We start from the raw sequence: 24,189 nt of genomic DNA on the forward strand, positions 1-24,189 counted from the left end.
ACATCCGCATTACAGGACATCCGCCCTCGCGTTCACGCTCACTCAGACCAGGGCTCGCTCAGACCAGGCTGCCGAGCCAGTTCGCCAGCAGGTGCGCTCCGGCATCCCCGGACTTCTCCGGGTGGAACTGGGTCGCGGCGAGCGCACCCCGTTCGACGGCGGCGGCGAACGGCTCGCCGTGCTCCCCCACGGTGTCCCCGGCGGCCGGATCGGCCTTCGCCGCGTACGAGTGGACAAAGTAGAACCGCGTGTCCGCGGGCAGTCCGGCGAACAGGATCGATCCGGCGGGCGGCGCCACAGTGTTCCAGCCCATGTGCGGCAGGATGTCGGYGGCGAGCCGGCGGACCTCGCCAGGGATCACGCCGAGCCCGACCGTCCGCACCCCGTGCTCGTCACCGAGCTCGTACAGCACCTGCATCCCGACGCAGATCCCGAGCACGGGCCGTCCCGCCGCTACCCGCTCCCGCACCACGGGCGCGGCGCCCACGGCGTCGATGCCTGCCATACAGGCCGCATAGGCGCCCACGCCCGGTACGACCAGGCCCGCCGCGCCGCGGGCCACGTCAAGATCCGCGGTCACCGTCACGTCGGCGCCGACTCGGGCGAGCGCGCGCTCGGCCGACCGCAGGTTTCCCGAGCCGTAGTCCAGGACAACCACCCGGGGACGCCGGCCGGGTCCGTCTCCGCTCACAGCACACCTTTCGTGGAGGGTATCCCGGCGACGCGGGCGTCGAGCGCCACCGCGTCGCGCAGAGCCCGCGCGACCGCCTTGAACTGGGCCTCGACCACGTGATGGGCGTTGCGGCCGGACAGCACCCGCACGTGCAGCGCGAGCCGGGCGGACGCGGTGATCGACTCGAAGATGTGCCGGGTCAGCGTCGTGTCGTAAGTTCCGATCATCCCGACGAGATCCGGTTCGACGTGCACGCAGTACGGCCGGCCGGACAGGTCGACGGCGGCTTGGGCGAGCGCCTCGTCCAGCGGGACGGTGGCATCCCCGAACCGGCKGATACCCGCCTTGTCGCCGAGCGCCTCGCGCAGGGCGGACCCGAAGGCGATCGAGGTGTCCTCGACGGTGTGGTGGGCGTCGATGTGCAGATCCCCCCGGGTACGCACGGTGAGGTCGAACCCGCCGTGCTTGCCGAGCTGGGACAGCATGTGGTCGAAGAACGGGACGCCGGTGTCCGACGAGGAGATTCCCGTCCCGTCGAGGTCGAGCTCGACCAGGACGTCCGACTCCAACGTCTTGCGTTCGATTCGCGCGGTGCGTGCCATCGGGGGCTTCCTCGGTCTCTGTAGATCTCAGGCCGGGCCAGGGGCTCAGGCCGGGCCAGGGGCTCAGGCCGGACCAGGGGCTCAGGCGGTGGCGAGGCTGATGACACCGTCCGCGCCGATGACGCTGCCGGTGAGAGTTCTGCCCAGCGCCCCGAGAAACGCGTCCACCTCGTTCGGCAGCCCGGCGGTGACCCGCAGCCAGCCGGTCAGACCGACATCGCGGACCAACACTCCCGCGTCCAACAGGCTCTGCCACACCGCCCGCTGATCGGCGAACCGGCCGAAGAACACGAAGTTGGCGTCGCTCGGAGCCAGCCGCAGACCGAGCGCCGGCAACTCCCGGACGATGCGGTCGCGCTGGGCCTTGACCGCCTCCACCGTGCCGAGCAGCTCGTCGGCGTGCGCGAGCGCCGTGCGCGCGACGGCCTGGGTGAAGCTCGACAGGTGGTAGGGCAGCCGCACCAGGTACAGCGAGTCCACCACGGCGGGGTGCGCGGCAAGATAGCCTACCCGGGCACCGGCCAGCGCGAACGCCTTGCTCATTGTCCGGGTGACGACGAGCCGCGGATGACGGGGCAGCAGCGTCAGCGTGCTGGGCACGCCGGCCCGGCGGAACTCGGCGTAGGCCTCGTCGACGACGACCATGCCGCTGCCGGTGGCCTCCACCGCCTCACAGGCGGCGGCGACGACCTCGGGCGGCAGGGCCGTGCCCGTCGGATTGTTCGGTGAGCAGAGGAAGACCAGGGCGGGTCGGTGCCGGGCGATCGCGTCGGTGACCACGGCCGGGGAGAGCGTGAAGTCCTCCGCTCGCTGCCCGGCCACCCACTCGGTGGCGGTGGCCAGCGCGATGAGGCGGTGCATCGAGTAGGACGGCTCGAACCCGAGCGCCACCCGACCGGGCCCGCCGAACGCCTGGAGGAGCTGCTGGAGGATCTCGTTGGAGCCGTTGGCGGCCCAGACCTGACTGGTGTGCACGCCGAAGCCGGCGTCCGGTGTCAGGTAGTAGGCGAGGTCGGCACGCAGCGCCTCGGCGTCCCGGTCGGGATAGCGGTTCGCCTCGGTGGCGGCGAGGGCCGCGGCCTTGCCGATGGCGTCGACCAGCCCGACCGACGGCGGGTGCGGGTTCTCGTTGGTGTTGAGCCGCACCGGCACGTCGAGCTGCGGAGCGCCGTAGGGCGAGAGCCCGCGCAGGCTGTCGCGCAGCGGCAGGCCGTCAGCGTCCCACGGGCGCCACGGCCGGTCCTCGGCACCGCTCCCGGCCGCCTTGAATATCATCGGAGTCGAACCTCCACCGCGTCGACGTGAGCTGTGAGGTCCTCCGCCCCGCCGAGCGCGGCGATACGCGGGGCGACGGCGGCGAGCCCCTCCCGCGTGCACTCGACCACCTGGACCTGACGTTGGAAGGCGGTGACCGCCAGACCGCTGGAATGCCGGGCGGTGCCGCCGGTGGGCAGGACGTGGTTGGACCCGGCCAGGTAGTCGCCGAGCGGGACGGGAGCGTAGTCGCCGACGAAGACCGCTCCGGCGTGGCGCACCCGGGCGGCGACCGCGGCGGCGTCCGCGGTGTGGATCTCCAGATGCTCGGCGGCCCAGCCGTCCGCCACCGCGAGACCCGCGTCGACGTCCGCGACGAGCGCGACCGCCCCCTGGCCGGCGAGCGACTCCGCCACCCGCTCCCGGTGGCGGGTGGCGGGCACCTGCTTGCCGAGCTCGACGTCGACCGCGTCGGCGAGTTCCACCGACGGGGTGATCAGCAGGCAGGCGGCCATCGGGTCGTGCTCGGCCTGGGCGATGAGGTCGGCTGCGACGAAGGCCGGATCCGCGGTGGCGTCGGCGAGGATCGCGACCTCGGTCGGGCCCGCCTCGGCGTCCACCCCGACGACCCCACGCAGCAGGCGCTTGGCCGCCGTGACGTAGACGTTGCCGGGCCCGGTGATCACATCGACCGGCGGGCAGCTCGTGGTCCCGTAGGCGGCCATCGCCACGGCCTGGGCTCCGCCGGCCGCGTAGACCTCCTCGACACCGAGCAGCGCGCAGGCGGCGAGGATCACCGGATGCGGCAGCCCGCCGTTGTCCTTCTGCGGCGGGGAGAAGACCGCGAGCGAGCCGACCCCGGCCTCCTGGGCGGGCACGACGTTCATCACGACGCTGCTGGGGTAGGCGACCCGCCCGCCCGGCACGTACAGGCCGACCCGCTCCACCGGCACCCAGCGCTGCGTCACCGTGGTGCCGGGCGCGACCTCGATCGCCACCGGCTCCCGCAGCTGCGCACGGTGCACCAGCCGAGTCCGGCGGATCGCCTCGGTCAGCGCGTCGCGCACGGCCGGATCCAGGACATCCGCGGCGGCGGCGAGAACCTGGGCGGGCACCCGCAGGCTCGGCGGGCGGACCCCGTCGAACCGCTCCGCGGCGGCGAGGACGGCCGCGTCGCCGCGGTCCCGCACGTCCGCACAGACCGGCCGGACCGCATCGACGGCGACGTCGACGTCGACGTCGGCCCGCGGCAGTAGCCGTCGGATCTCGGCTGCGGCAGGCACCGCGCCACGCAGATCAAGCCTTCTGAGCACGACAAGAGATTAGCTGGCCTCGGCGGGACCGGTAGAATCGTGTGTCCGCCGCAGGTGCGACGCTGGTTGCGTGTCCCCTCCACATACCCTGTCAGGACCGGATCACCCGGGCCGGGCGCCGGGTCCGGCCGAATCCGGCGAGTCGTTGGCGACCCTGCTGGCGGGCTACCGGGTGCATGCCCGGGCGCCTCGCGCGGCGGTGGCGGCGCTGACCGAGCAGCCACGCACCCTGCGCCAGCTGGTCCAGAGTTCGGGCCTGCCCCGACGGAGCGTGGAGGAGATCCTCGCCAGCCTCGGCGACGATCTGCGGACCGGCCCCGACGGGCGTCACGTGCTGCGCCCCGCGTCGATCGACCGCTACCGCGGCCTGATCCGCTATGACGAGCTGAGCGGACAGACTCCGCTCGATCCCCTCGCCGCCGTGATCACCCGCCACGGTCCGCTGGTCACGACCATGCATGATCTCATCGCTGCCGCGCCCCGACCGCGGGCCGACCTCGACCACGTACCCGCGACGGCGACGACCGTCGTGCGCCGGGCCGTCTGGCTGCGGACGCGTTACGACCTGCGCGGCGCGCATCTGCTGTGCATAGGTGATCATGATCTCACCTCGCTGGCGGCGGTCTCGTTGATCGACGGGCTCACCGTGACCGTCGTCGACATCGACGACGAGCTGYTCGCCTACCTGGACAGCTCGGCCCGGTCGTTGGACGTCCGGCTGCGGTGCCTCTACGCCGACCTGCGCTTCGGCCTGCCGCCGGCGGTGGTGGGCACAGCCGATCTGGCATTCACCGATCCGCCCTACACCCCGGAGGGCGTGGCGCTGTTCACCGGGCGCGGCGCGCAGGGTCTCGCGGACCGCGAACATGGTCGCGTCCTGCTGGCCTACGGGTTCAGCGACCGGGTACCGACGCTGGGTTGGAAGGTGCAGCGGGCACTGATCGATCAGGGCTTCGTGTTCGAGGCCATCTGGCCAGGCTTCCACGTCTACGAGGGCGCGGAGGCGGTGGGCGCCAGAGCCGACATGTACGTCTGCCAGCCGACCCCGGCCACCTGGAAGCAGCTGGACCGCTCGGCCACGGCGGCCACAACCGCGACGGCCGCCATCTACACCCGGGGCCGGCAGTCCACGCAGAGTCGGCCGACGCGCCTGACTGCCCCGGTCCTCGACGCGGTGGCCGCCTTCCTCGCCACCGGCCCGGCGGGTCGCGCCGTGTTCGTTGGCGAGCGGCGGGAGGTCGACGCGGTCCACGTGCGTCTCGCGACCGTGTTCGACCGGGGGCTGCCCGCGTTCGCCTCGACCGGCCCCGGCTCCTCGACCGGCCCCGGCGCCTCAACCGAGGACGGAACGGTCAGCGTGGCCACCGACCTGTCGGACGATCCGGGCCCCTGGCTGACCAGGCTCCTCCTGGCGGTCAACGCGGACCGGCTCGCCGTCGTCGTCTCCTCCGATCATCCCGATCTGGGCGTCCGCCGCCGGCGGGCCCAGGATGACCCGCTGCGGCAGCTGCGGGCGAAGTGGACCGCCACCCCCGCCCGGGACCTCGGGGACCTGCGGCTCGTGACGTTCACGGCCGTCGGCCCGGCGGCGCTCGCCCCCGCCGACCGGCTCGCCCGGTGGCTGCTGGACCGCCCGCATGGCAAGATCGGCAACGTCTGGCGGGACGGGCTCATCCGGATCGTCCGGGAGGATTCGGGGCGCACGCTCTCCCAGCGCGACGCCCGGGCCGCCGTGACCCGGGCCGCGCGCGATCCCGACCTGCTGGCCGCCCGACTGATCGATCTTCCCCGGCACGCCCTCGAGGGAATCCTCGCCGCGGTGTCGTCCGGCGACACGCTGCCGGCCGAGCCGGTGAGACCGGGCTGGATCCGGCAAAATGGGCAGACGCTGCGAAACGAGTAGATATTGACGGAATCGGAGCTGGCGACGGCGGAATCGCGGTGGCACCCGCGGGGCCGGCGGCCGGACGCGCCCGGCGCCGCCTACTGTCATGCTATGGCGACGCTTGCAGGCAACGGCTCCCGAGCACACGCATCAGACCTGCAGCGGCATCCCGATCCCGCCGGCGCCCGGGTACTGGTGGTCGAGGACGACGACGGCCTCGGTACCCAGCTCGTGCGCGGTCTGGACCGGGCCGGCTACACCGCCGACCGGGTGCGGACCGGGGAGGCCGCGCTCGCCCGGGTCGAGGGCGTGTCCCCGCCCGACCTCGTGCTCCTGGACCTGGGGCTGCCCGACATCGACGGCGCGGAGGTGTGCCGGCGCATCCGYGAGCGCGGGGACACCCCCGTGATCGTGGTGACGGCTCGGGGGGACGAGGCGGACCGGGTCGAGGCCTTGGACCTCGGTTCCGACGACTACCTGGTCAAACCATTCGGATTCGCCGAACTGCTGGCCCGGATACGGGCGGTGCGGCGGCGCRCCGCCCGGGCCACCGGTGAGAGCTCCGACGTGGTCCGGCACGGACCGCTCGTCCTCGACCGGCGCAGCCGGCGGATCTCCGTCGACGGCCGTCCGGTCCAGGTGACGGCGCGGGAGTACGATCTGCTGGCCTTCCTGGCCCGCGATCCCGGCCGGGTCCGGACCCGACGGGAGATCTTCACCGCTGTCTGGGGCGACTGGTTCGGCTCATCGAAGGTCCTCGACGTACACATCGGCGCGATMCGCCGCAAGCTCGGGATTCCCGAACTGATCGAAACGGTGTACGGGGTCGGCTTCCGCCTGGGCGGGCCGCCGACACCCGGCGCCGATCCGACCCCCGGTGACCGGAGCGCGCCACCCCTCGGCCGATGACCCGGCACATCCAATGACCCGGCGCATCCTGGCCGCCCAGCTCGCGCTCACGACGGCGCTGCTTGTCGGCCTGTGCGTCCCGATGGGGCTCGACGCCACCCGTCACGACCGGGCGCTGTTCGGCCTGCGGCTCACGGCCGCGATGCAGGCCTACTGCGCCGAGGTGAAGTGGCGGCGACTGTCCGCCGGCGCGGCCCCGCTGCCCGCCGCCGTACGCGACAGTACGGCCGTGCCACCGGACGAGCTCCGGMTGTTCGACCCGAACGGTACGCCCGTGGCCGACACCGGTGACGACATCCCGATCATGGGCTKGGATCTGGATCGGGCCCGCCGGGAGAACGTGGTCATCAACCCGAACGCGGCCAATCGACACCGGATGATCCTTGTTGCTCCGGTGTCCAACGCGCAGGGTCTGGTCGGCATCCTGGCCGTCGCGCGCAGCGATGCCGGGCTGCGCGCCTCGATCATCCACCGGTGGACGATGATCGCCCTCGCGGGCGTCCTGGTCACGCTGGCCGCATTGGGGATCTCGATACTGCTGGCCCGCTGGGTGGGCCGGCCGCTGCGCCGGCTCGAGCAGGCAGCGACCGAACTCGGTGCCGGTGATCTCACGATCCGGGCCAGAGCCGTCGGTGGCCCGCCCGAGGCACGCAAACTTGCCACGACGTTCGACGCGATGGCGGGACGGCTCCAGTTGCTGGTCGACAGCCAGCGCCGGTTCCTCGCCGACGTCTCCCACCAGATCCGCACCCCGCTGACGGCGATGCGCCTGCGCCTGGAGCTGCTGCAACAGGACGTGGACGCGGACACCACCGACGAGGTCGCGGGCACCCTGGTCGAGGTGCACCGGCTCTCCCGGATGGTCGACGGGCTGCTGGCGGTCTCCCGGGCCGAGCATGCGCCGATCCCGACCCAGCCGATCCCCCTCGCGGTCGTCGCCGAGGAACGATGCCTGATCTGGCGACCGGTCGCAGCCGCCGCCGGAGTGACGCTGACCTGCGACGTCGACGCGGACCAGGTCGTCCAGTGCACCCCGGGGCACCTGGAGCAGATCCTCGACAATCTCCTCAGCAACGCGCTGGAGGCCACCCCGTCCGGCGGCCGGGTCAGCGTCACGTCCGGGACGAACCCACCGGCCCAGCCACGCCCGGTGGGCGCCGGAGGCACCGCGGAGGCGGGCCTCGGGACGGGGAGCGCCGCGGACGAGWTGGACGAGATGAACGTCACCGGGCCGCAGAGCACCATGACGGCGGAAAGCATGACGCGGCTCACGGTCGCCGACAGCGGACGCGGCATGAGCGCCGAGCAGCGGGCCGCCGCCTTCCGCCGGTTCAGCTCCAACCTCAGTGCCGACCAGCGAGAAGCCGACCAGCGAGGAGAGGTGCCCGGCCGGGCCGATCGGCGCGGGAACGGCCTCGGGCTCRCCATCGTGCATGCCCTGACGACCGCCGACGGCGGGACGGTCACTCTGGCCGAGGGTGACAACGGGGGTCTGTGCGTCGTCCTTGACCTGCCCCGGACACATCCAGACCGACGGCCGACGGCCGCCCGGCCGGCACCCGCGCAGAGATCCGTGGACGCGGCGGGCGGCACCCGCATCGCGGCCACGCCGGGTTCTGGGGGCACGGACGGCCCGGGCCCTCGGCGGACATCGGCCACCATCCACGAACTACTGGAAGTAGTGGATTACGTCACGACAGATTACGCCATGGCCGACGACAGGCCGTGACGACCGGACAACGGCTTCACCGGACTCCCGATTAACTAGATGATCTTTACTGGTTCTTTCCGAGCCGAGGAGCGGTCCGTAACCACAATGCGCCCCGGGCCAGTTATTTTCGAACTGAGCCACCAGGGATGGAGTTCCACTGATCATGGCAAAAAGTCCGGCACAGAAGATTCGTGAAGTCGCGACAACCGGCGTCGGCACGCTTCGCCGCGAAGGCGCAAAAAACGGCAAGGGATTGAAATCAGCCTATCTGGCCGATCCGATCCACAGCTATCTGACGGAGCACAGCTCACCTCCGGATCCGATCCTCGACGCGCTCTCCGCCGTGACGGCGACGCTCCCCGAGGCGGAGATGCAGGTACCGGCCGAGCAGGGGACGTTCCTGACCATCCTGACGGCCTCGATCGCCCCGCGCCGCGCGGTCGAGATCGGTACCTTCACCGGCTATTCCGCGCTGTGCATCGCACGGGGTCTGCCCCCCGGCGGCCGACTTCTCTGCCTGGACATCAGCGCGGAATGGACCTCGATCGCCCGCCAGTACTGGGCTCGGRCCGGTGTTTCCGATCACATCGACCTCGCCCTCGGACCGGCGGCGGACAGTCTCGGCATGCTCCCCGAAGAACCCACCTTCGACCTGGCGTTCATCGACGCGGACAAGACCTCGTATAGGAGGTATTACGAGCTTCTCTTTCCCCGGATGAACCCGAACGGGGTCATCATCGTCGATAATGTGCTGCAGTATGGGCACGTGGTGCGCTCCCACTCGGACAATCCTGCTGTCGTCGCCGTCAAACAGTTCAACGAGCTTCTCGCCGGCGACTCCCGGGTACAGGTTGTCATGCTGCCCATTGCGGACGGACTGACCATCGTCCGGAAACTGCCCTCGCCGCGGACACCCGTATAGGCTCCCCCGGCCGGGGGTCCGCGGTCGCCATGAGGAGACCGGCACCGGCCGGTGCCGGCCAGTGCCGGCGCGGTGTCACACCCCCGGCCGCGCTCCCGCCGAGGTCTGACCTCGGCAGGCGGCACCCGTGGGACGCAGGTGCCGTCGGGACAATCTTCTACGAAGAGTAGAAGGCAAGATGGTCGGGTGACCGTCACCTCGACAGGCGCGCTCCCATGCACCTGACCCAGTCGACCGACCTGGCGCTGCGGGCGCTTATGCTCACGGCCACCCGGGAGGATCGCCTCACCGTCCGCGACCTCTCGAAAGCCCTCGATGTTCCGCTCACCCACATGGCGAAGATCGTGCAACGCCTCCAGCGGCTCGACCTCGTGGTCACCGTGCGCGGGCGCACCGGCGGGGTACTGCTCGCCCCAGGCGCGACGCAGGTCACCGTCGGGCACATCGTCCGTGCCCTCGAGGGCACGGACGAGTTCGTCTCCTGCGACGGTCCCCCGTGCCCGCTGYGATGCGCCTGCCGACTGCGCCCCCTCCTGCGACGAGCCCAGGAGAACTTCCTGGTCACGCTCGACGAGGTGACCCTCGCCGAGCTCACCGACKAACCCGCCGGTGAACTCCTGCGCTCCCTCGCGCCACCGGTCCGCTGACACCCGGCCCCGCCCGCCACGAAACACCCTGGAACTATCCGGGGCTGGACGAGCGGACCCCCCCGTTCCGTCGGACCTGCGGGATAGAATCGYCTGGAACGCAGGCCGGTTACGGGAGGGATCCCCCCACAACGTCTCGGCGTCAGGCCGGCGCCTCGGACCCGAGGCCCGCCAGCACCGGCCCTTCCGCACATTCCCTCGGTTCGTTTTTCCCGCTACTGCTCCGCTTTATCGTGCTCCGCCCCGGCGAATACCCGAGGTCACCCTCGTCAGTTTCCGTAGGCGGCAATGAAGGGCGTGTCAGCCTTGATCTTGCCGAGTTTCGTGGCGCCACCCGGCTCGCCGAGCGGCGCGTCCCGACCGGGCAGGACGGCACTGAAGAACAGCGCCTCGCTTTCGATGAACTCCTTGTCCTTCGCGGGAACACGGTCGTCGCTGATGGCCGCGCCGACCGGGCAGGACACTGCGCAGGCGCCGCACTCCGTGCACTCATCCGGATTTATGTACATCTTACGGTCACCCTCGTAGATGCAATCGGCCGGGCACCCCTCCAGGCAGGAGCCGTCCTTGACATCGATACACGCGGCGGTGATGACAAATGGCATGAGAGCCCTCACTTCCGATCGACCATACCGGACCACATCCGGACGGCAGTCAATCTCATGGCTGGCCTCCGACTGCTTCTCGGCTGGTTTCGACCGAGACGGATGGCCGTGCGGCGAACCCGAATTAATGGTATAGGTTCGCGGGGCGCCGGCAGGTCGTGCACCGTGAACGGCATGTAAACAAATTATCCACGAGGCAGGCCTCATGGATATCCCCGAAATCCACTCGAAGGAAAATCTCAAAGATATTTTTATCAATAACATTATCTTGACCCGAATCACGCTTGAATACCCGCCAACATTTCCCGGAGGACGCCATCACGGTACCGACCCGGCACGAGGCAGCGGGGTAGCGGGCTAGCGGGCTAGCGGGGTAGCCCCCGGGAAAAATCCGGACGCCGGTACCCGCCGGCCGTACCCATCGGGCGTACCCACTGATCACACTCCGGGAAGGACGCTGATCATGCGACGTCACCGGCGTTCTCCAGACCCCGTCCGGGCGGGGATTCRAGATCCAGACGGAGGTTCGAGGGCCCGAGGGGCAGTCGCTCGTTGCAGGTGGGACGGAATTTCCATCCGGACGATCTCGCCGTAGGCGAGGAATCTCATGAGCACGAAGAACCAGTGCGCCGGCCACACCTGCAGTCGGACGGGGGGTTGGCCGGCAAGCATGATGACCATGCTGTCGCCGTCCACGCCGGACGCCCGCAGGTACGGGTAGCCGATATCGATCCAGCCGGTCGTGAGCGCCAGCGCGAGGCGCCAGTTCGTCAGAAAAAGATGCCCCTGGCAGACAGGGCGCCACTGGACCGCGGCGAGCGCCTCGGCGCGCCTGCGCTGGCTGCCGTTGTACAGGGCGCTGCCGAGCAGGGACGCACCGAGTAGAAGGGGACTACCGAAGGCGACGAACCACCCCTGGTTGTAGGTGACGTTCTGGCCGATGTACTGCCAGACGCGGACGGGTGCCTGGGCCAGCACGGCCTCACCCGCACCCAGCGCGATCTGCACGGGTTGTGCCCGCGGACGCCATCCGCGCGTGAGCGCCTCACCGAGTTCCRCACCGGCCAGCCAACTCTCCTCGTACGAGGTGCGCGGTCCCGGCCGCATCGGACGATGTCGGGGCAAGGTCACCAATCCCACGTCGCGCGATCGCTGTCAGCCTTGATTGTCCATCATTGCCGTTCATCAGCGGATTCCCAGCGGTCTACCTCGAGGAACAGGCAGAGATGATTCTTGATCCGTTGAGTGTGCCATGCTGATCGCCGCGATCTCGGCCGGGCGCGAACAGGCCGGGTCACCTGGTGGAACGGGTGATTGTCACAGTTGTGCCACAGCCGCCGAGACGATGCCGATCGTCAACACCGTGCTGTAATGCCCCCATGGCGACATTCGGTGCGGTGCGGCGGCACCGGGAGCGGCACAGCACGAACCGTTCGGGCTGGCTGCGCGCGGCCGTCCTCGGCGCGAACGACGGCCTGGTCTCCACCTCCAGTCTCATCGTCGGCGTCGCCGCGAGCGGCGCCTCCACCGGCGCGGTCCTGACCGCCGGGATCGCGGGTCTGACCGCGGGGGCGATGTCGATGGCGGCCGGGGAGTATGTGTCGGTGAGCTCCCAGGCCGACGTGGAACGCGCGGACCGGGCCAAGGAGAGCGCGGAGCTGGCGGCCGACCCGGTGGCCGAGCTTGCCGAGCTGGTCGGCATCTACGAGCGGCGCGGCCTTCCGCGCGACCTCGCCACGCAGGTCGCCGTGACACTGACCGAGCGGGGTGCGCTGGAGGCGCACCTGCGCGACGAACTCGGCCAGAGTGAGGCCACCCGGGCGCGCCCGGTCCAGGCCGCCGTCGCGTCGGCGGGCAGCTTCACGGCCGGCGGGCTGGTGCCGTTCCTCGGGATGTCGGCCCCGGCGGGGGCGGGCCGCCTGATGCTCGTCGTCGTGGTTACGGTGATCGGTCTCGCCGTCGCGGGCATACTCGCCGCGCGGGCCGCCGGTATGGCGCTGCTGCGTCCGACCCTGCGCGTCGTGCTGGGCGGCGCCGCGGCCATGCTGGTCACCGCGCTGGTCGGTCTGATCACCGATGCGGCCGGCGGCTGACCGACCGCCGGGACATACCTTGCCCACCACCGATCCACCGCTGGTCCGCGGGCTCATACCGTTCCTCGGTGGACGCGGGGGCGAACCATGGACCGTCGGCACCGGCGCCGCCGGGTCTGGTAGGCGGCTACATCCGGTGTTCGACGATCACGTCGGCGGTCATCGCCAGCGCGCCAGGGCTGCGCGGGCTGCGCACCACCACGAGGGCGAACAGGGCGTCGAGCACCGACAGGTGCACGATCYGGCTGGTCATCGCCTCGATGCGATACGCCGTCTCCCGACTGCCCACCACCACCGCGTGCCGCACCAGCTCGGTCAACGGTGACCGGGCAAAGCTCGTGATCGCGGCGGTATGCGCCCCGGCGTCCACGGCCGCCCGCATCGCCGCCAGTGTCTCCGCCGTCGAGCCGGTGTGGCTGACCGCAACGCACAGATCACCCGCCGCCAGCATCCGGGCGGTGACGTGCTGCACATGCGCATCCCCGGCGAACCGCGCATCGACCCCGACCGTGGTCAGCCGGTAGGCGGCATCCATCGCCAGCGGCGCCGACGTCCCCACCGCCACGAACAACGTCCGCGGCGCGGCGACGACCAGGTCGGCGATCGCCGCCAGCACGCCACCGTCGATCCCCCGCGCCGCCTCGGTCAGCGCACTCGCCGCCCCGCCGAGCACCTTCCCGGCAATCTCATCCGGGCCGTCGGCCGCGGACACCTCGTCCACCAGCTGCCGCTCCACCGGCAGCGTCTCCCGGATCAGCGCCAGCTTGAGTTCCTGGTAGCCCCGAAGCCCCAGGCTCTGGCAGAACCGCACCACCGTCGCCGGCGAGCTTCCCGACACCTGCGCCAGCTCGCTCACCGACTGGTGGATCATCGCAACCGGGTCCGCGAGGACCTGCCGCGCCACCCGCTGCTCCGCCGACGACAACGACGCCGACAAAGCCCGAATGCGCTCCAACACGGCGGGCGCGGCAGCGTCGCCCTCGACCCTCACAGTCACGTCACTAGTCACGACACGTCACGCTAAGCGCGTAGGCGCAACGGTCAGATACCCAAAGGTAAACCAAGAATGAATCTTCTACAGTAGAAGAGATCATGAAAATCCGTTTCAGTCAACCCGGTCGCTCCCGGCCAGGATGAGGGGCCCCGAGCTCGTCCGACCCTCAGCGCATGATCCCAGTATGGCCGAGGGAGTAGCGACCGGGTTGCGGCCAGACCGCGAGACCGTGCGGCTCACGGCCGACGGGGATCCGAGCCAGCAGCCGGCCGGCCTTCGGCTCCGAACCTCCGGGCCCGCCGGTGTCGAACACGTACACGACGTTGCTGCGGCGGCCGGACAGCCACAGCCGCGAGCCGTTGGCATCGACGTTGCCCATGTCCGGGGTTCCCCCACCGGGGATCGGCCAGGTGGCCACGACGGTCCGGGTGGCGAAGGAGATGACCGAGACCGAGCCCTGGTCGCCGGAGTGCGGGAACGGCGGTTTCATGGAGTCCATGTGGCCACCCCGGTTGGCGACGTACAGGAATCGGCCGTCGCGGCTCGGGTACAGGCCGTGGGTCTCCGGCCCGGTCCGGACGAAACCGACCCTGGTGAAGCGATCCCCGTCAACGAGGTGGACACCGTCGGCGTTCATGTCCGCCACGTACCAGATCCGGCCGGCCGGATCGATCTTGATGTCCTGTGGAGCGGCGTCCCGGCCGAGGTCCAGATATCCGATGACCCGCTGACGCGGGATGTCGATCTTGACGAGTCGTCCGGCGAACTCGCAGGTGGCGATCGCATAGGAGCCGTCGACGGAGAAGTCGACGTGGTTGACGCCCGCGCAGGCCGTGCCCACGTCCAGGCTGTGCCGTAGGGCGAACGTGTGCGGATCACGGAAGTCGATGTGGTGGTTCGCCTCGGCGATGACCATCGCGTTGGCCCCGTCGGGGGTGAAGTACAGGTTGTACGGGTCCGCGACCGGTACCGCGGGCCCGGCGGGCCGACCGGTCCGCGGATCGATCGGTGACAGGCTGTTGCCGCGGTTGTTGTTCACCCACAGGGTCCGCAGGTCCCAGGAGGGGACCACATGCTGAGGCTCGCGGCCGGCGGCGTAGGTGTCCACGACCCGCAGCGTGCGCTGGTCGATGACCGTGACGGTGCCGTCGCGCAGGTTCGGGACGTACACGAGAGGCGGATCGTCGCGGACCACCGGGCTCAGCATCCCGGCACGCGCGTGCGCGTACACGTCCACGACGCCGCCATCGCCACGGGGCAGGGCAGAGTCGGCTCCCCGGCCCGGCGCGGGAACGGAACCCGGCGGGCGGGCGGCACCGGCCCCCGTAGCCTGGTCGCTCCTGACCCGGATCAGCCACACCACTAGCAGTGCGACCACCAGGGCCGCCAACCCGRCCAACATGATCAGACCACGCCGCCGGGACCTGGTCCCCGGCTGGCGGCGCTGCGCTGTCGACCCCTCCGGCATGCGGCCAGAGTAGAAGGCCTGAGCGGGCGAAGCCACGATCGACGGCGCGGCCGTCCAGCTCGACCCACCAGGACTCCGCGGTACGCGGCACGCTCACACTCATCTGGCGGTGGGGGTACGCAGTGCGGGCAGGTCCCGGAGCTGGCGACGGGACGTGATGCCGAGCTTGCGGAAGATATTGCGCAGGTGGGCGTCGACGGTGCGGGGGCTGATGAACAGCCGTGCCGCGACCTCCTTTGACGTGGCGCCGTCCGCGACCAGGCGGGCGATGTGGGTCTCCTGCGCGGTGAGGTCGTCGGTGTTGCCCGACGTGCGGCCGCGCACGTCGGCGCCGGCCGCACGCAGCTCGGCGGCGGCGCGGTCGGTGAAGGCCGCCATGCCGATGTCGGCGAACCGGTCGTAGGCGGTACGAAGCTGCCGGCGGGCGTCGCGTCGCCTGCCCTGGCGGCGCAGCCACTCGCCGTAGAGCAGGTGCGCCCTGGCCAGATACGGGGCGAGCGGGCTCTTCTCGAGGTGACCTATGGCCGCGGCGAAGTCGTCCTCGTCGCCGGTGACGAGTGCGCGGGTGTAGGCGCCGACGCCCAGCGCCCACGGTGTGCCGCTGCCCTCGGTGCGTTCGGTGAGCGATACCGAACCCGACCGGGCCACCTCGTGCTCGCCGCAGCGGACCGCGGCCTCGACCAGTTCCGGCAGGGCGATCGCGGCGACGAACAGGTCGCCGTGCCGGGTGGCCGCCTCGGCGGCGGCAAGTGCCGCCGGGTAGTCGGTGAGGCCGTTACTCAGGACGGCCGTGGCCCAGTCGGCGTTGGCGATCGTCTGCCCGGTGCCGCTCGCGGTCGCCTCGGCGGTGAAACTGTCGATCACCGCCCGCGCCTGTGCCTCCCGGCCACGCAAGGCGGCGAGGTGCAGCTGCGGATACGCCAGCGGCTCCACCCCGACCGCGTCCGCCACCGCCTCCTCCTCGGCGATCGCCGACGTGGCGGCGGCGAAGTCACCGGTGTGCACCGCGCCGGCCGCCGCCATGCCAAGACCGAGGCGGAGCGTGAGCGGCGACCCCGACTCTCGGGCGGAGGCCAGCACCCAGTCGGTGATCACGCCGTGTGCCTCGGCGTCCCAGAGCTCCACGGCGAGCATCCCGGCGAGCGCCGGTCGCCGTGTCCACTGTGGACGGGAGGCGAGGATCTCGCGGACCGGCCGCGCCGCCGCGTGGTGTCCTTCCGTCGCCAGCCGCAGCAGCGCGTCCAGGAGGTCCGGCGGGCCCGATGCCGGCGGCGCCGAGCGCGCTGCCTCGACGACCATGTCCATGACCCCGCTGGCCCGGCCGACGACCAGGGCCATCTCGACGGCGTCGAGAAAGCAGTCCCGCGACCACCGTGGGTCGGTCGCGGCGAGGCGCTGGGCCGCGCGCAGCATGAACGCCGGACCGTCGCCGTCGCGCCGGCGCACGAACGTGATCCGCCCGCGCATCAGCTCCACCCTGGCCAGCGCGACGGGGTCGGTCCCGTCCACCGTGACCGCGGTGAGCAGGCCGTCCGCCGCGTCGAGTGCACCGGAGTCGAGGTGGGCCTGCGCGGCCGCGAGTGTGCGTTCGGTGCGGCGCGCGGGGTCACGGGATAGGGCAGCGGCCCGCGCGAGGAACGCCGCGGCAGCCGCCACTCCCCCACGTGCCGCGGCACGGGTGGCGCAACGGTTCAGTTCCGCGGCGGTGTCCTCGTCGGGGCCGGCACCGGCCTGCGCGCGATGCCAGGCCCGCCGGTCGGGGTCCCGTTCCGGGTCCGTGACCTCGGTGAGCGCCTGGTGCGCGGCGTGGCGGTCCTCGACGGCGGCGGCCTGGTAGACCGCGGACCTGGCGAGCGGGTGGCAGAACCGCACGCGCGGGCCGAGCTCGACCAGCCCGGACGCCTCGGCGTGCGCGCCGGCCGCCGGGCCGACACCGAGTCGTTCGGCGGCGGCCCACAGCAGGCCGGGGTCACCGGTCGGGTCGGCGCTAGCCACGGTCAGCAGCAATCGCACGTCCTCGGGCAGGGGCACGAGACGATCCTGGAAACTGCGTTCGACCCTGCTGGGCACCGAGGACGCGTCGGGCAGGGCAAAGCCGCCGGCGCCGGGCAGTTCGAGTAGCGCGAGCGGGTTGCCCCTGGCCTCGGCGAGCACGCGGTCCCGCACGGTCTCGTCCAGCGTGGCGCGGGTGTCCACCAGCAGCCGGCGGGCGTCGTCGTCGGCCAGCCCGGTCACCTCGACGCTCGGTAGCTCGTCGAGTCCGTGCCGTGCGGCTAGCACCATCGCCACCGGTTCGGCCGAGATGCGCCGCGCGAGGAACGTCAGTATCCGTGTCGATGCGTCGTCGAGCCAGTGGGCCTCGTCGACGAGGCACAGCACCGGTTCCGACCCCGCCGCGGTGACCAGCAGTTCCAGGGCCGCCATGCCGATGCGGAACATCTCTGGTGTGCCGTCGGCGAGGCCGAACGCTGCCTCCAGTGCCGCGCGGTGTGGCGGGGGTAGTGCCGCGAGGTCGCCCAGGGCCGGGACGCACAGCTGGTGCAGCGCGGCGAACGGGAGCTCGGTCTCAAACTGGGATCCGGTCGCCTCGATGACCCGCATCCCCTGCGCCGAGCGCCGCAGGTGGTCGAGCAGAGCGCTCTTGCCGATGCCGGCCTCGCCGCGGAGCACCAGCACCCCGCCCTCGCCGTTCTTGGCGCCCGCGACCAGCACCTCGAGCCTGCGGCGTTCCTCGCCCCTGCCGACGAACGTCCGGACCGGTGTCCCCACAACGGGAACAGTATGCGCGCCGATGTAGGTGGTTTTCACCGACGCGGGCGGTGCCGGACCAGTGCGAGCCTCGTGTCGAGCCACTACCCGACTCGACGGCGGGAGTCCCGGTGTCCATGACCACGGGCCACCTGTGCGAGTCCCCGACGCGCGCCGCTCGGGCGACCGTGCTCGCGGCGGCATCGAGGTCTCCGGCGTCGCCGGAGCCTTCACCTGGACCGGGATCGCGGCCCTCGCGGGCGCGATCGCCGCGGCACTGCTGATCCGTTCACCCCATCTAGGAAAGGACGACACCCGATGATCTACCACACGGTCCGCATGACCCTTCGCCCCGACGCCCCGGCAGACAAGGTGGAAGAAGCGGTCGAGAGCTTGCGCAACCAAGGTCGTGTCATCCCGTCGGTGACCTCGTTCGTGGTCGGCCGCGACGTCGGCGGCGAGTTCGCGTGGGGCGCGACCTATGTCATCGAGGACCTCGACGGATACTGGGAGTACCTCAAGCACCCCGCCCACCGGCATACCGACGAGATCGGGCTCCCGTTGGTCGACACGTTCGTGTCGTTCGACGTCACCGACCACAAGGACCCGGAGATCGCCGAGAAGATCGCCGCCCTGCACAAGCGTCGCTACGAGGAGGACCCCGCCCTCGCGAAGCTGGTATCCGGTCTTGCCTCCTACACCGGCAGCAGCGCTCCCGGCACGCACGCCTACTGACCGCTCCGACGAATCGAGACACCGTGGCCCGCCGAGCCCCTGACGTCCAACACCGAACCTATGGATGGTTCTCCCTTGTTCAGCTGGGATGTCAGTAACTGCCCACGTCGAGCAGTGCACCAAGCAGTTCCTCGGGCGTCTCGACCTGCGGCAGGTGGCCGGACCGGGGCAGCAGCGTGAACGTCGACAGTGGGATCGCGGCGGCATAGGCCCTGCCGTATTCCGGGTCAACGATGCCGTCACTTTCGCCCCACAGAACGTGGGCTGGGATGTCGAGACCACCCAGCCGCTCGGCCAGCGTCGGGTCCGACATGACCGGGCCCGTGTACCCGACCAGCGCTCGCACATCCGGGCTCGGCCCGGCATCGCCGGTACCCGGCGAAGCAGGCATCTTGCTCGGGTCATGGAAGGAGAACGACCGGATCTCAGTAGGCGAGAGACCGCGGACATCGAGCATCGGATGGCCGTCGACGTCAATACCAATACCGTCGATGATCACCACGCCGCTGACCCGGGGGCTCTGCTGCAAGGCGATCTCGGCAGCGAGCCACCCACCGAAGGAGTTGCCGACGACGGTCACATCCGTGAGGTCGAGTTGCTCGATCATCGCTACATATATCCGGGCGAGCTCGATGACTCCCGTCAGCGCTTCGGCCTTCGGCGTACCGCCGAAGCCGGGGTGAGTGGGCAGCAGTACCCGGGAGTGGGTGCGCTCGGCGAGCAGATCGGCGAAGCCGGTCATGGTGACCGTGCCACCTCCACCGTGCAGGAGCAGAAACGGCCGGGTGCGGTCGCGGTCCTGGACGGTGATCTCGACCGCTCCCGCGGAGCCGACCTGGAGCGTGTGGGTGTGGGTGTGGGTGTGGGTGGGCCGGAGGGAGCCGGCCATGATCGGAGTACTCATGATTCCTCTCTTATTGACAGGAATATAAGTAACCTTATATCAGCTTCATGATACAAGCAACCTTACTCGACGCGCTAGGCTCAGGCCGTGAGATACCGCACCGCGGACGTCGCCTTGTCCGTCAAACGCCTGCAGTACCGCCATCACCGCGCGCTGAGCCGCKCGCTGGCACCATTGGGACTCTCACTCGCGCAGTGGGACACCCTGCGTCACCTGCACCGGCACCCGGACGCATCGCTGCACGACCTCGCAGTGCTGACGTTCCAAACCGACCAGTCCTTCGGCTCCCTGGCGGCCCGGATGGCCGCCCGCGGGCTGATCGAGCGGGTTCCGGGGCCGGGCCGTGCCGTGCGACACCGGCTCACCGAGGAGGGCGCGCGGCTGCGCGCGGCCGGCCAGGACGCCGTGGACGCCGTCTTCGATTCCTCGTTCCGCGCCCTGTCGGCCGACCAACTCGACCAGCTGGGCGCGCTCCTGGACGCGGCCCTCGGGCCCGACCCGACCGCGTAGTGGAAGGCCGGCCCAAGCCCTCTGGTGCCGCGCCGCCTGCCCGGCATGATCACGCGAGGCGCACATGGTCAGCCCGCGGCGAGCAGGTCGACGGCCGGTCGAGTCGGGACCGCCCGCTGCCGCTCCGCGGCGAGGAACGGCCCTTCGCCGCTCGGGTCCATCACGCCGGACTCGGCCCAGCTGAAGCGGCCCGCGAGCACCTCCTGCGCCGCCGTGTAGTTGCGGGCGTCGTCGTTGCGCCACAGCGCCGCGAAGGACGCCTCGACCCGGCGTCGCGCCTGCCGGCAGAACAGGTCGGCCAGGTCGGTCGCGGTCGGCTCGCCCTCCTCGTCGAGCATCCGGGCCCGCACGACCGCCGCGCTGATGGCGAACAGTTCGGCGCCGATGTCGACGAGACGCCCGAGGAACGCCTGCTTCTTCTCCAGCCCGCCCTGCCAGCGAGCCATCCCGTAGAAGGTCGACCGGGCGAGCTTGCGCGCCGAGCGCTCCACGAAGCGCAGGTGCGTGCTGAGCCGGCCGAATTCGAGGAACGAGCGCGGCGACGTCCCACTGCCGACGGCGAGGCCGGGCAGCCAGCGGCCGTAGAAGGCAGCCGCCCGTCCGGCGCTGCGGGCCTTCGCCGCGACCGGCGCGTCCGGGGAAATGATGTCGCCGGCCACCGCGAGGTGGGTGTCCACGGCCTCCCGCGCGATGAGCAACCGCATGATCTCGGTGGAGCCTTCGAAGATCCGATTGATGCGCAGATCGCGTAGCATCTGCTCGGCCGGTACCGGTCGTTCCCCCCGGTTGGCCAGGGACTGGGCGGTCTCGTACCCGCGGCCGCCGCGGATCTGGACCAGCTCATCGGCGATCAGCCAGGCCATCTCGCTGGCATACAGCTTGGCCAGGGCAGCCTCGATCCGGATGTCCCCGCGTCCCTCGTCGGCCATCAGGCCGGACAGCTCCAGCATCGCCTCCAGCCCGAACGTGGTGGCGGCCGTGAACGCGATCTTCTGGGCGATGGCGTCGTGCTGGCCGATGGGCCGGCCCCACTGGACGCGGTCCCGCGACCATTCCCGGGCGATGCGCAGCGCGTACTTGGCGCCGCCCACGCAGGTCGCCGGCAGGGCGAGGCGGCCGGTGTTCAGCGTCGTCAGGGCAATCTTGAGCCCATCGCCTTCCCGCCCGAGGCGGTCCGCGGCCGGGACCCGGACCCGCTCGAAGCTGGTCACCCCGTTCTCGATGCCGCGCAGACCCATGAACTCGTTGCGGTGCTCCACCTTCACGCCGGGTGCGTGGGCGTCGACGATGAAACACGTGATGCCACCGCGATGACCGGCCGAGCGCGGGACGACCGCCATGACCACCAGCCGATCGGCGATCACACCGTTGGTGGTCCACAGCTTGCGGCCGCTCAGCTCGTAGGCGGCGCCGCCCTCGACCGGCACCGCCTRGCTGCTCATCCGGGCCGGGTCGCTGCCCACATYGGGCTCGGTCAGCAGGAACGCGCTGATCTCCTCGCGGGCCACCTTCGGCAGATACGTCCGCTTCTGCTCCTCGGTACCGAACCCCAGGACCGGCTCGGCCACGCCGATCGACTGGTGCGCCGAGAGCAGCGTGGGCAGGCTCGAATGCCACGAGCTGGACAGTTCAAGCGCCCTGTTGTAGTACACGGTGGTCAACCCGAGTCCGCCGTACTCCTCGGGGATCTTCATGCCGAGGGCGCCTATCCGCCGCAGCCCGTCGATCACCTGCTCGGGCAGCCGCCCGTCCCGCTCGATCTGCAACGGGTCCACCGTTTCCCGCAGGAACGACTCGAGCTGGGCCAGGAACGCCTCCCCCCGCCGCCGGTCGCCCTCCTTCGGCCGCGGGTGCGGGGAGATCAGATCGAGCCGGAGATGACCGAGGAAAAGCTCCTTGCCAAACGAGGGAAGCCGCCACTCGGCCTCCCGGGCCGCCTCGGCGACCCTGCGCGCTTCCCGTTCTCCCACCTGCGCCATGTCTCGCCTCCCCGTCCGTGAGCGRCATCCCGTCCGTCAGCGGTATGCAGTCCGTCAGCGGTATGCAGTCCCTGCCTACCCGTACTCCTACCCGCACCGCGCCCATCCGCACGAGCTGGGTGAGCCCCACCGAGCGGTGTAGATCGGGGCTGCTGGACCCCCATCCCCAACACGATCATCAGCCACCCAACGCTGAGCGGGTACGCGCGGATGATCCTGATCTGGCTTCTCTMCCACACACCCGAGTACTTGGCCACCGTCAACGCGGACGCTGTCGAGCGCGAGTTCCGGGGCTGGGGTCGGCGGGTCGTTGCCGCCGCTCTCAAGGAGCTTGAATCCTCCGGGCATCTCGTTCGGAGACGGGTTCCGGGTCCAGGTGGTCGGGTGATCTGGGCTCCGTTGGCGGTCCGGGCCATGCCAGAGAGTGGTGATGCGAACACGCCAGCGGAACTACCGGTTTCGGATGGTCCGTCAGCGGAACGTCCGTATGTGGATAACCCCAACCACAGGGCAGAAACCACCCCGCCCGACCCGATCGAGGCCAGCACCGCGGAGGACGACCCGCCGGATCCCCGCCCCTCGCTGCCCTCTCCCGACCCCAGCGCGGCCAGCTCCACCACAGGCAGCAAGGCAGGCGGGGAGTCAGCTCCCGCCGTACCCGCCGGTGCCGACCTGGTCCAGACGCTGATCGACCTGGTCCGTGCGGTGACCGGGCAGACGATCGACCGGGACCTTGCCGGCAAGGGGGTGGCGATGGTCCTGCGGGCGAAGGACGGCACACCGCGGCCTGTGTCGGATCCGGTGGCCTACCTGCGGACAGCGGTCGAGACGGCGCCCACACGGTTCCTGGAGACGTTCGTCCCGCCGCGTGCGGGCAGCGCCCACAGCCGGCCGCGGCGCGGCTTCGACCCGAACGCGACGATCCACGAGCCGCGTGGCATGACCGGCCTGGACATCGACCCTGCTWCGGGGTGGCCGGTCGACATGAACCCGGGTGGACGCCCGCTGCGCCGGAAGGAGACCGCCCGCGCCTTCGAGGCTGAGCAGGCCCGGGTCACAGCGTCCGGTCCGGCCGGTGACCCGTCGAAGCTGGTGTGCCTCACCCACCCGACGGCCACGTTCCACCCGGACGGGACGTGCCCGGAATGCCGCCCAGCAGCCACGCACACCGCCGAACCGGGATGGACGGCGTGGATGTCTGCGCCCACGCCCCGTACGGCCAGCACGGGCCTGCCTGCGTGGTGTGGCTCCTGCGGTGGGGACGCCGGTCACTCCCCGGCCRTCATGCAGGCCAACCCGTCGTACCGGACGGACACCGGCCGGCCCCGCGGCACCCCTTGCCCCCGGTGCCACCCGGATGGGATCCGCGCCAGCGCATGAACGGGCATCGGACACCCCTCGGGCCGGTCACTGGCGCTGGCGTGGTCGGCGTGCGCCGGCCCGGCGCGGGTCACCAGCGACCGGTCCGTGTAGGCGCCGGCGAGCTGACCCCGGCGCAGCATCCATGCTCCGCCGTCACGTTCCCACCAGGACGGCACGAGCAGATGCCGCGGGGTGTCGGCGATCTGCTCGTGCCAGCGGGAGCCGGGATGCGTCACCTGGCCGGCCAGGGCGCGGGCATGAGCCCGCCACTGTTCCGGCGCCATCAGGACAGGATCTCCGCGGCGACCCGGTGGAGGGCGGGGCAGAGCCCGACCTCGTCCCGGTAGTGGGTGAAGTCGGAGAGGATGTMGGCGGCGTTGACGAGGATCGCGTACCGGCCGGACGGGCTCGACAACACGTCCGCGAACGTGGTGTAGATCCGGGAGGCAACGTCAGGGACGGCCAGGGCGGTGCAGTACAACCGGGCCGCGCCGTAGCCGGCGACGTTGGTGCCCCAGTGCTCCCAGTCCAGGATCATCAGGTTCGGGACGGTGACGTTGCCCCAGTGCAGGTCGAGATGTTCGGTGCTGCCCCACCCTGGCACGGCATCGGCCGGTGCAGGACGACCGAACACGGCGTGCAGCAGGTTGGTGTACCGGTCGATCCGGTTTCCCCAGATCTCCCGCCCGGTCGGCTGCCGGGAGAGCGCGTCCARCGATGCACGCAGGTCCGCCAGCCACGCCGAGGACAGGTYGAGCGGCCGCCCCAGGTACTGATCCCCGGGTGTGGCGGGCGGGTCCGGCACGTAGGTCATCAGCTCGGCGCAGACCGGCACCGGCACAGGGTCGGGGTGGGTCCATTCGGCGCTGTCGAGC

At 70.9% G+C, this 24,189-nt stretch carries 22 protein-coding genes; 10 read left to right on the plus strand and 12 right to left on the minus strand.

The window, feature by feature from the left end:
* Nucleotides 1-58: 58 nt before the first annotated feature.
* From hisH to hisD, 4 genes are all read right to left on the minus strand, one after another.
* Nucleotides 59-691, minus strand: coding sequence for an imidazole glycerol phosphate synthase subunit HisH (hisH, locus tag CcI156_RS11550; RefSeq protein WP_076805608.1), 633 nt, complete (start codon nucleotides 689-691; stop codon nucleotides 59-61).
* On the minus strand, nucleotides 688-1,275 hold the full coding sequence (gene hisB / locus CcI156_RS11555) for an imidazoleglycerol-phosphate dehydratase HisB (protein ID WP_076805610.1): 588 nt from the start codon (nucleotides 1,273-1,275) through the stop codon (nucleotides 688-690). Before hisB ends, hisH begins: the two co-directional genes overlap by 4 nt.
* An 81-nt stretch (nucleotides 1,276-1,356) precedes the next feature.
* Entirely contained in the window at nucleotides 1,357-2,550 is a 1,194-nt protein-coding gene (locus CcI156_RS11560) for a histidinol-phosphate transaminase (protein ID WP_011437411.1), read from the minus strand.
* Nucleotides 2,547-3,842 (minus strand): histidinol dehydrogenase, encoded by a 1,296-nt coding sequence (gene hisD / locus CcI156_RS11565; protein ID WP_011437412.1) that lies wholly within the window; start codon nucleotides 3,840-3,842, stop codon nucleotides 2,547-2,549. Before hisD ends, CcI156_RS11560 begins: the two co-directional genes overlap by 4 nt.
* A 70-nt stretch (nucleotides 3,843-3,912) precedes the next feature.
* On the opposite strand from hisD, the gene CcI156_RS11570 reads away from it, so the two are divergent.
* From CcI156_RS11570 to CcI156_RS11590, 5 genes are all read left to right on the plus strand, one after another.
* A complete protein-coding gene (locus tag CcI156_RS11570) occupies nucleotides 3,913-5,745 on the plus strand; it encodes a bis-aminopropyl spermidine synthase family protein (RefSeq protein WP_076805611.1) in 1,833 nt (610 codons plus the stop codon).
* A 93-nt stretch (nucleotides 5,746-5,838) separates the two neighbouring features.
* Complete coding sequence (locus CcI156_RS11575; protein WP_076805613.1) at nucleotides 5,839-6,636, plus strand: response regulator transcription factor; 798 nt, start codon at nucleotides 5,839-5,841, stop codon at nucleotides 6,634-6,636.
* A 13-nt stretch (nucleotides 6,637-6,649) separates the two neighbouring features.
* Nucleotides 6,650-8,365 carry a HAMP domain-containing sensor histidine kinase gene (locus CcI156_RS11580; protein WP_076805636.1) on the plus strand — a complete coding sequence of 572 codons (1,716 nt, stop codon included), beginning with the start codon at nucleotides 6,650-6,652 and terminating at the stop codon, nucleotides 8,363-8,365.
* 145 nt (nucleotides 8,366-8,510) lie between these two features.
* Nucleotides 8,511-9,269 (plus strand): O-methyltransferase, encoded by a 759-nt coding sequence (locus CcI156_RS11585; protein WP_076805615.1) that lies wholly within the window; start codon nucleotides 8,511-8,513, stop codon nucleotides 9,267-9,269.
* A 215-nt stretch (nucleotides 9,270-9,484) separates the two neighbouring features.
* On the plus strand, nucleotides 9,485-9,916 hold the full coding sequence (locus CcI156_RS11590; protein WP_076805617.1) for an Rrf2 family transcriptional regulator: 432 nt from the start codon (nucleotides 9,485-9,487) through the stop codon (nucleotides 9,914-9,916).
* A gap of 269 nt (nucleotides 9,917-10,185) precedes the next feature.
* On the opposite strand, the gene CcI156_RS11595 is transcribed toward CcI156_RS11590, so the two are convergent.
* Nucleotides 10,186-10,521, minus strand: a complete 336-nt coding sequence (locus tag CcI156_RS11595) for a ferredoxin family protein (protein ID WP_011437418.1) — start codon at nucleotides 10,519-10,521, stop codon at nucleotides 10,186-10,188.
* A gap of 471 nt (nucleotides 10,522-10,992) precedes the next feature.
* Nucleotides 10,993-11,652, minus strand: a complete 660-nt coding sequence (locus tag CcI156_RS11600; protein WP_254847380.1) for a hypothetical protein — start codon at nucleotides 11,650-11,652, stop codon at nucleotides 10,993-10,995.
* A 248-nt stretch (nucleotides 11,653-11,900) separates the two neighbouring features.
* On the opposite strand from CcI156_RS11600, the gene CcI156_RS11605 reads away from it, so the two are divergent.
* Nucleotides 11,901-12,614, plus strand: coding sequence for a VIT family protein (locus CcI156_RS11605; RefSeq protein ID WP_023840787.1), 714 nt, complete (start codon nucleotides 11,901-11,903; stop codon nucleotides 12,612-12,614).
* A 127-nt stretch (nucleotides 12,615-12,741) separates the two neighbouring features.
* On the opposite strand, the gene CcI156_RS11610 is transcribed toward CcI156_RS11605, so the two are convergent.
* The 3 genes from CcI156_RS11610 to CcI156_RS11620 form a co-directional block, all read right to left on the minus strand.
* Nucleotides 12,742-13,623, minus strand: a complete 882-nt coding sequence (locus tag CcI156_RS11610; protein ID WP_076805619.1) for a MurR/RpiR family transcriptional regulator — start codon at nucleotides 13,621-13,623, stop codon at nucleotides 12,742-12,744.
* A gap of 151 nt (nucleotides 13,624-13,774) precedes the next feature.
* Nucleotides 13,775-15,076 (minus strand): YncE family protein, encoded by a 1,302-nt coding sequence (locus CcI156_RS11615; RefSeq protein ID WP_076805640.1) that lies wholly within the window; start codon nucleotides 15,074-15,076, stop codon nucleotides 13,775-13,777.
* A gap of 99 nt (nucleotides 15,077-15,175) precedes the next feature.
* Nucleotides 15,176-18,028, minus strand: coding sequence for a LuxR family transcriptional regulator (locus CcI156_RS11620; protein WP_082456688.1), 2,853 nt, complete (start codon nucleotides 18,026-18,028; stop codon nucleotides 15,176-15,178).
* Between CcI156_RS11620 and CcI156_RS25615 the strand changes: the two genes are divergently transcribed.
* Nucleotides 17,979-18,146 (plus strand): hypothetical protein, encoded by a 168-nt coding sequence (locus CcI156_RS25615; RefSeq protein WP_162238922.1) that lies wholly within the window; start codon nucleotides 17,979-17,981, stop codon nucleotides 18,144-18,146. The genes CcI156_RS11620 and CcI156_RS25615 overlap by 50 nt on opposite strands.
* A complete protein-coding gene (locus CcI156_RS11625) occupies nucleotides 18,143-18,559 on the plus strand; it encodes a Dabb family protein (RefSeq protein ID WP_011437424.1) in 417 nt (138 codons plus the stop codon). Before CcI156_RS25615 ends, CcI156_RS11625 begins: the two co-directional genes overlap by 4 nt.
* Nucleotides 18,560-18,650: 91 nt before the next feature.
* On the opposite strand, the gene CcI156_RS11630 is transcribed toward CcI156_RS11625, so the two are convergent.
* Nucleotides 18,651-19,463 carry an alpha/beta fold hydrolase gene (locus tag CcI156_RS11630; RefSeq protein WP_023840784.1) on the minus strand — a complete coding sequence of 271 codons (813 nt, stop codon included), beginning with the start codon at nucleotides 19,461-19,463 and terminating at the stop codon, nucleotides 18,651-18,653.
* Nucleotides 19,464-19,550: 87 nt separating this feature from the next.
* Between CcI156_RS11630 and CcI156_RS11635 the strand changes: the two genes are divergently transcribed.
* A complete protein-coding gene (locus CcI156_RS11635) occupies nucleotides 19,551-19,973 on the plus strand; it encodes a MarR family winged helix-turn-helix transcriptional regulator (RefSeq protein ID WP_076805621.1) in 423 nt (140 codons plus the stop codon).
* A gap of 68 nt (nucleotides 19,974-20,041) precedes the next feature.
* On the opposite strand, the gene CcI156_RS11640 is transcribed toward CcI156_RS11635, so the two are convergent.
* Nucleotides 20,042-21,952 carry an acyl-CoA dehydrogenase family protein gene (locus CcI156_RS11640; protein ID WP_076805623.1) on the minus strand — a complete coding sequence of 637 codons (1,911 nt, stop codon included), beginning with the start codon at nucleotides 21,950-21,952 and terminating at the stop codon, nucleotides 20,042-20,044.
* 489 nt (nucleotides 21,953-22,441) lie between these two features.
* Here CcI156_RS11640 and CcI156_RS11645 point away from each other — a divergent pair, with 489 nt between their 5' ends.
* Nucleotides 22,442-23,332: a hypothetical protein gene (locus tag CcI156_RS11645; protein WP_139341482.1), complete on the plus strand. Its 891-nt coding sequence runs from the start codon at nucleotides 22,442-22,444 to the stop codon at nucleotides 23,330-23,332.
* Nucleotides 23,333-23,597: 265 nt separating this feature from the next.
* Here CcI156_RS11645 and CcI156_RS11655 read toward each other — a convergent pair.
* Nucleotides 23,598-24,189: hypothetical protein (locus CcI156_RS11655; RefSeq protein ID WP_076805642.1), on the minus strand; the 592-nt coding region annotated here is incomplete at its 5' end.

This window comes from Frankia sp. CcI156, assembly GCF_001983015.1.
GTDB lineage: Bacteria > Actinomycetota > Actinomycetes > Frankiales > Frankiaceae > Frankia > Frankia casuarinae.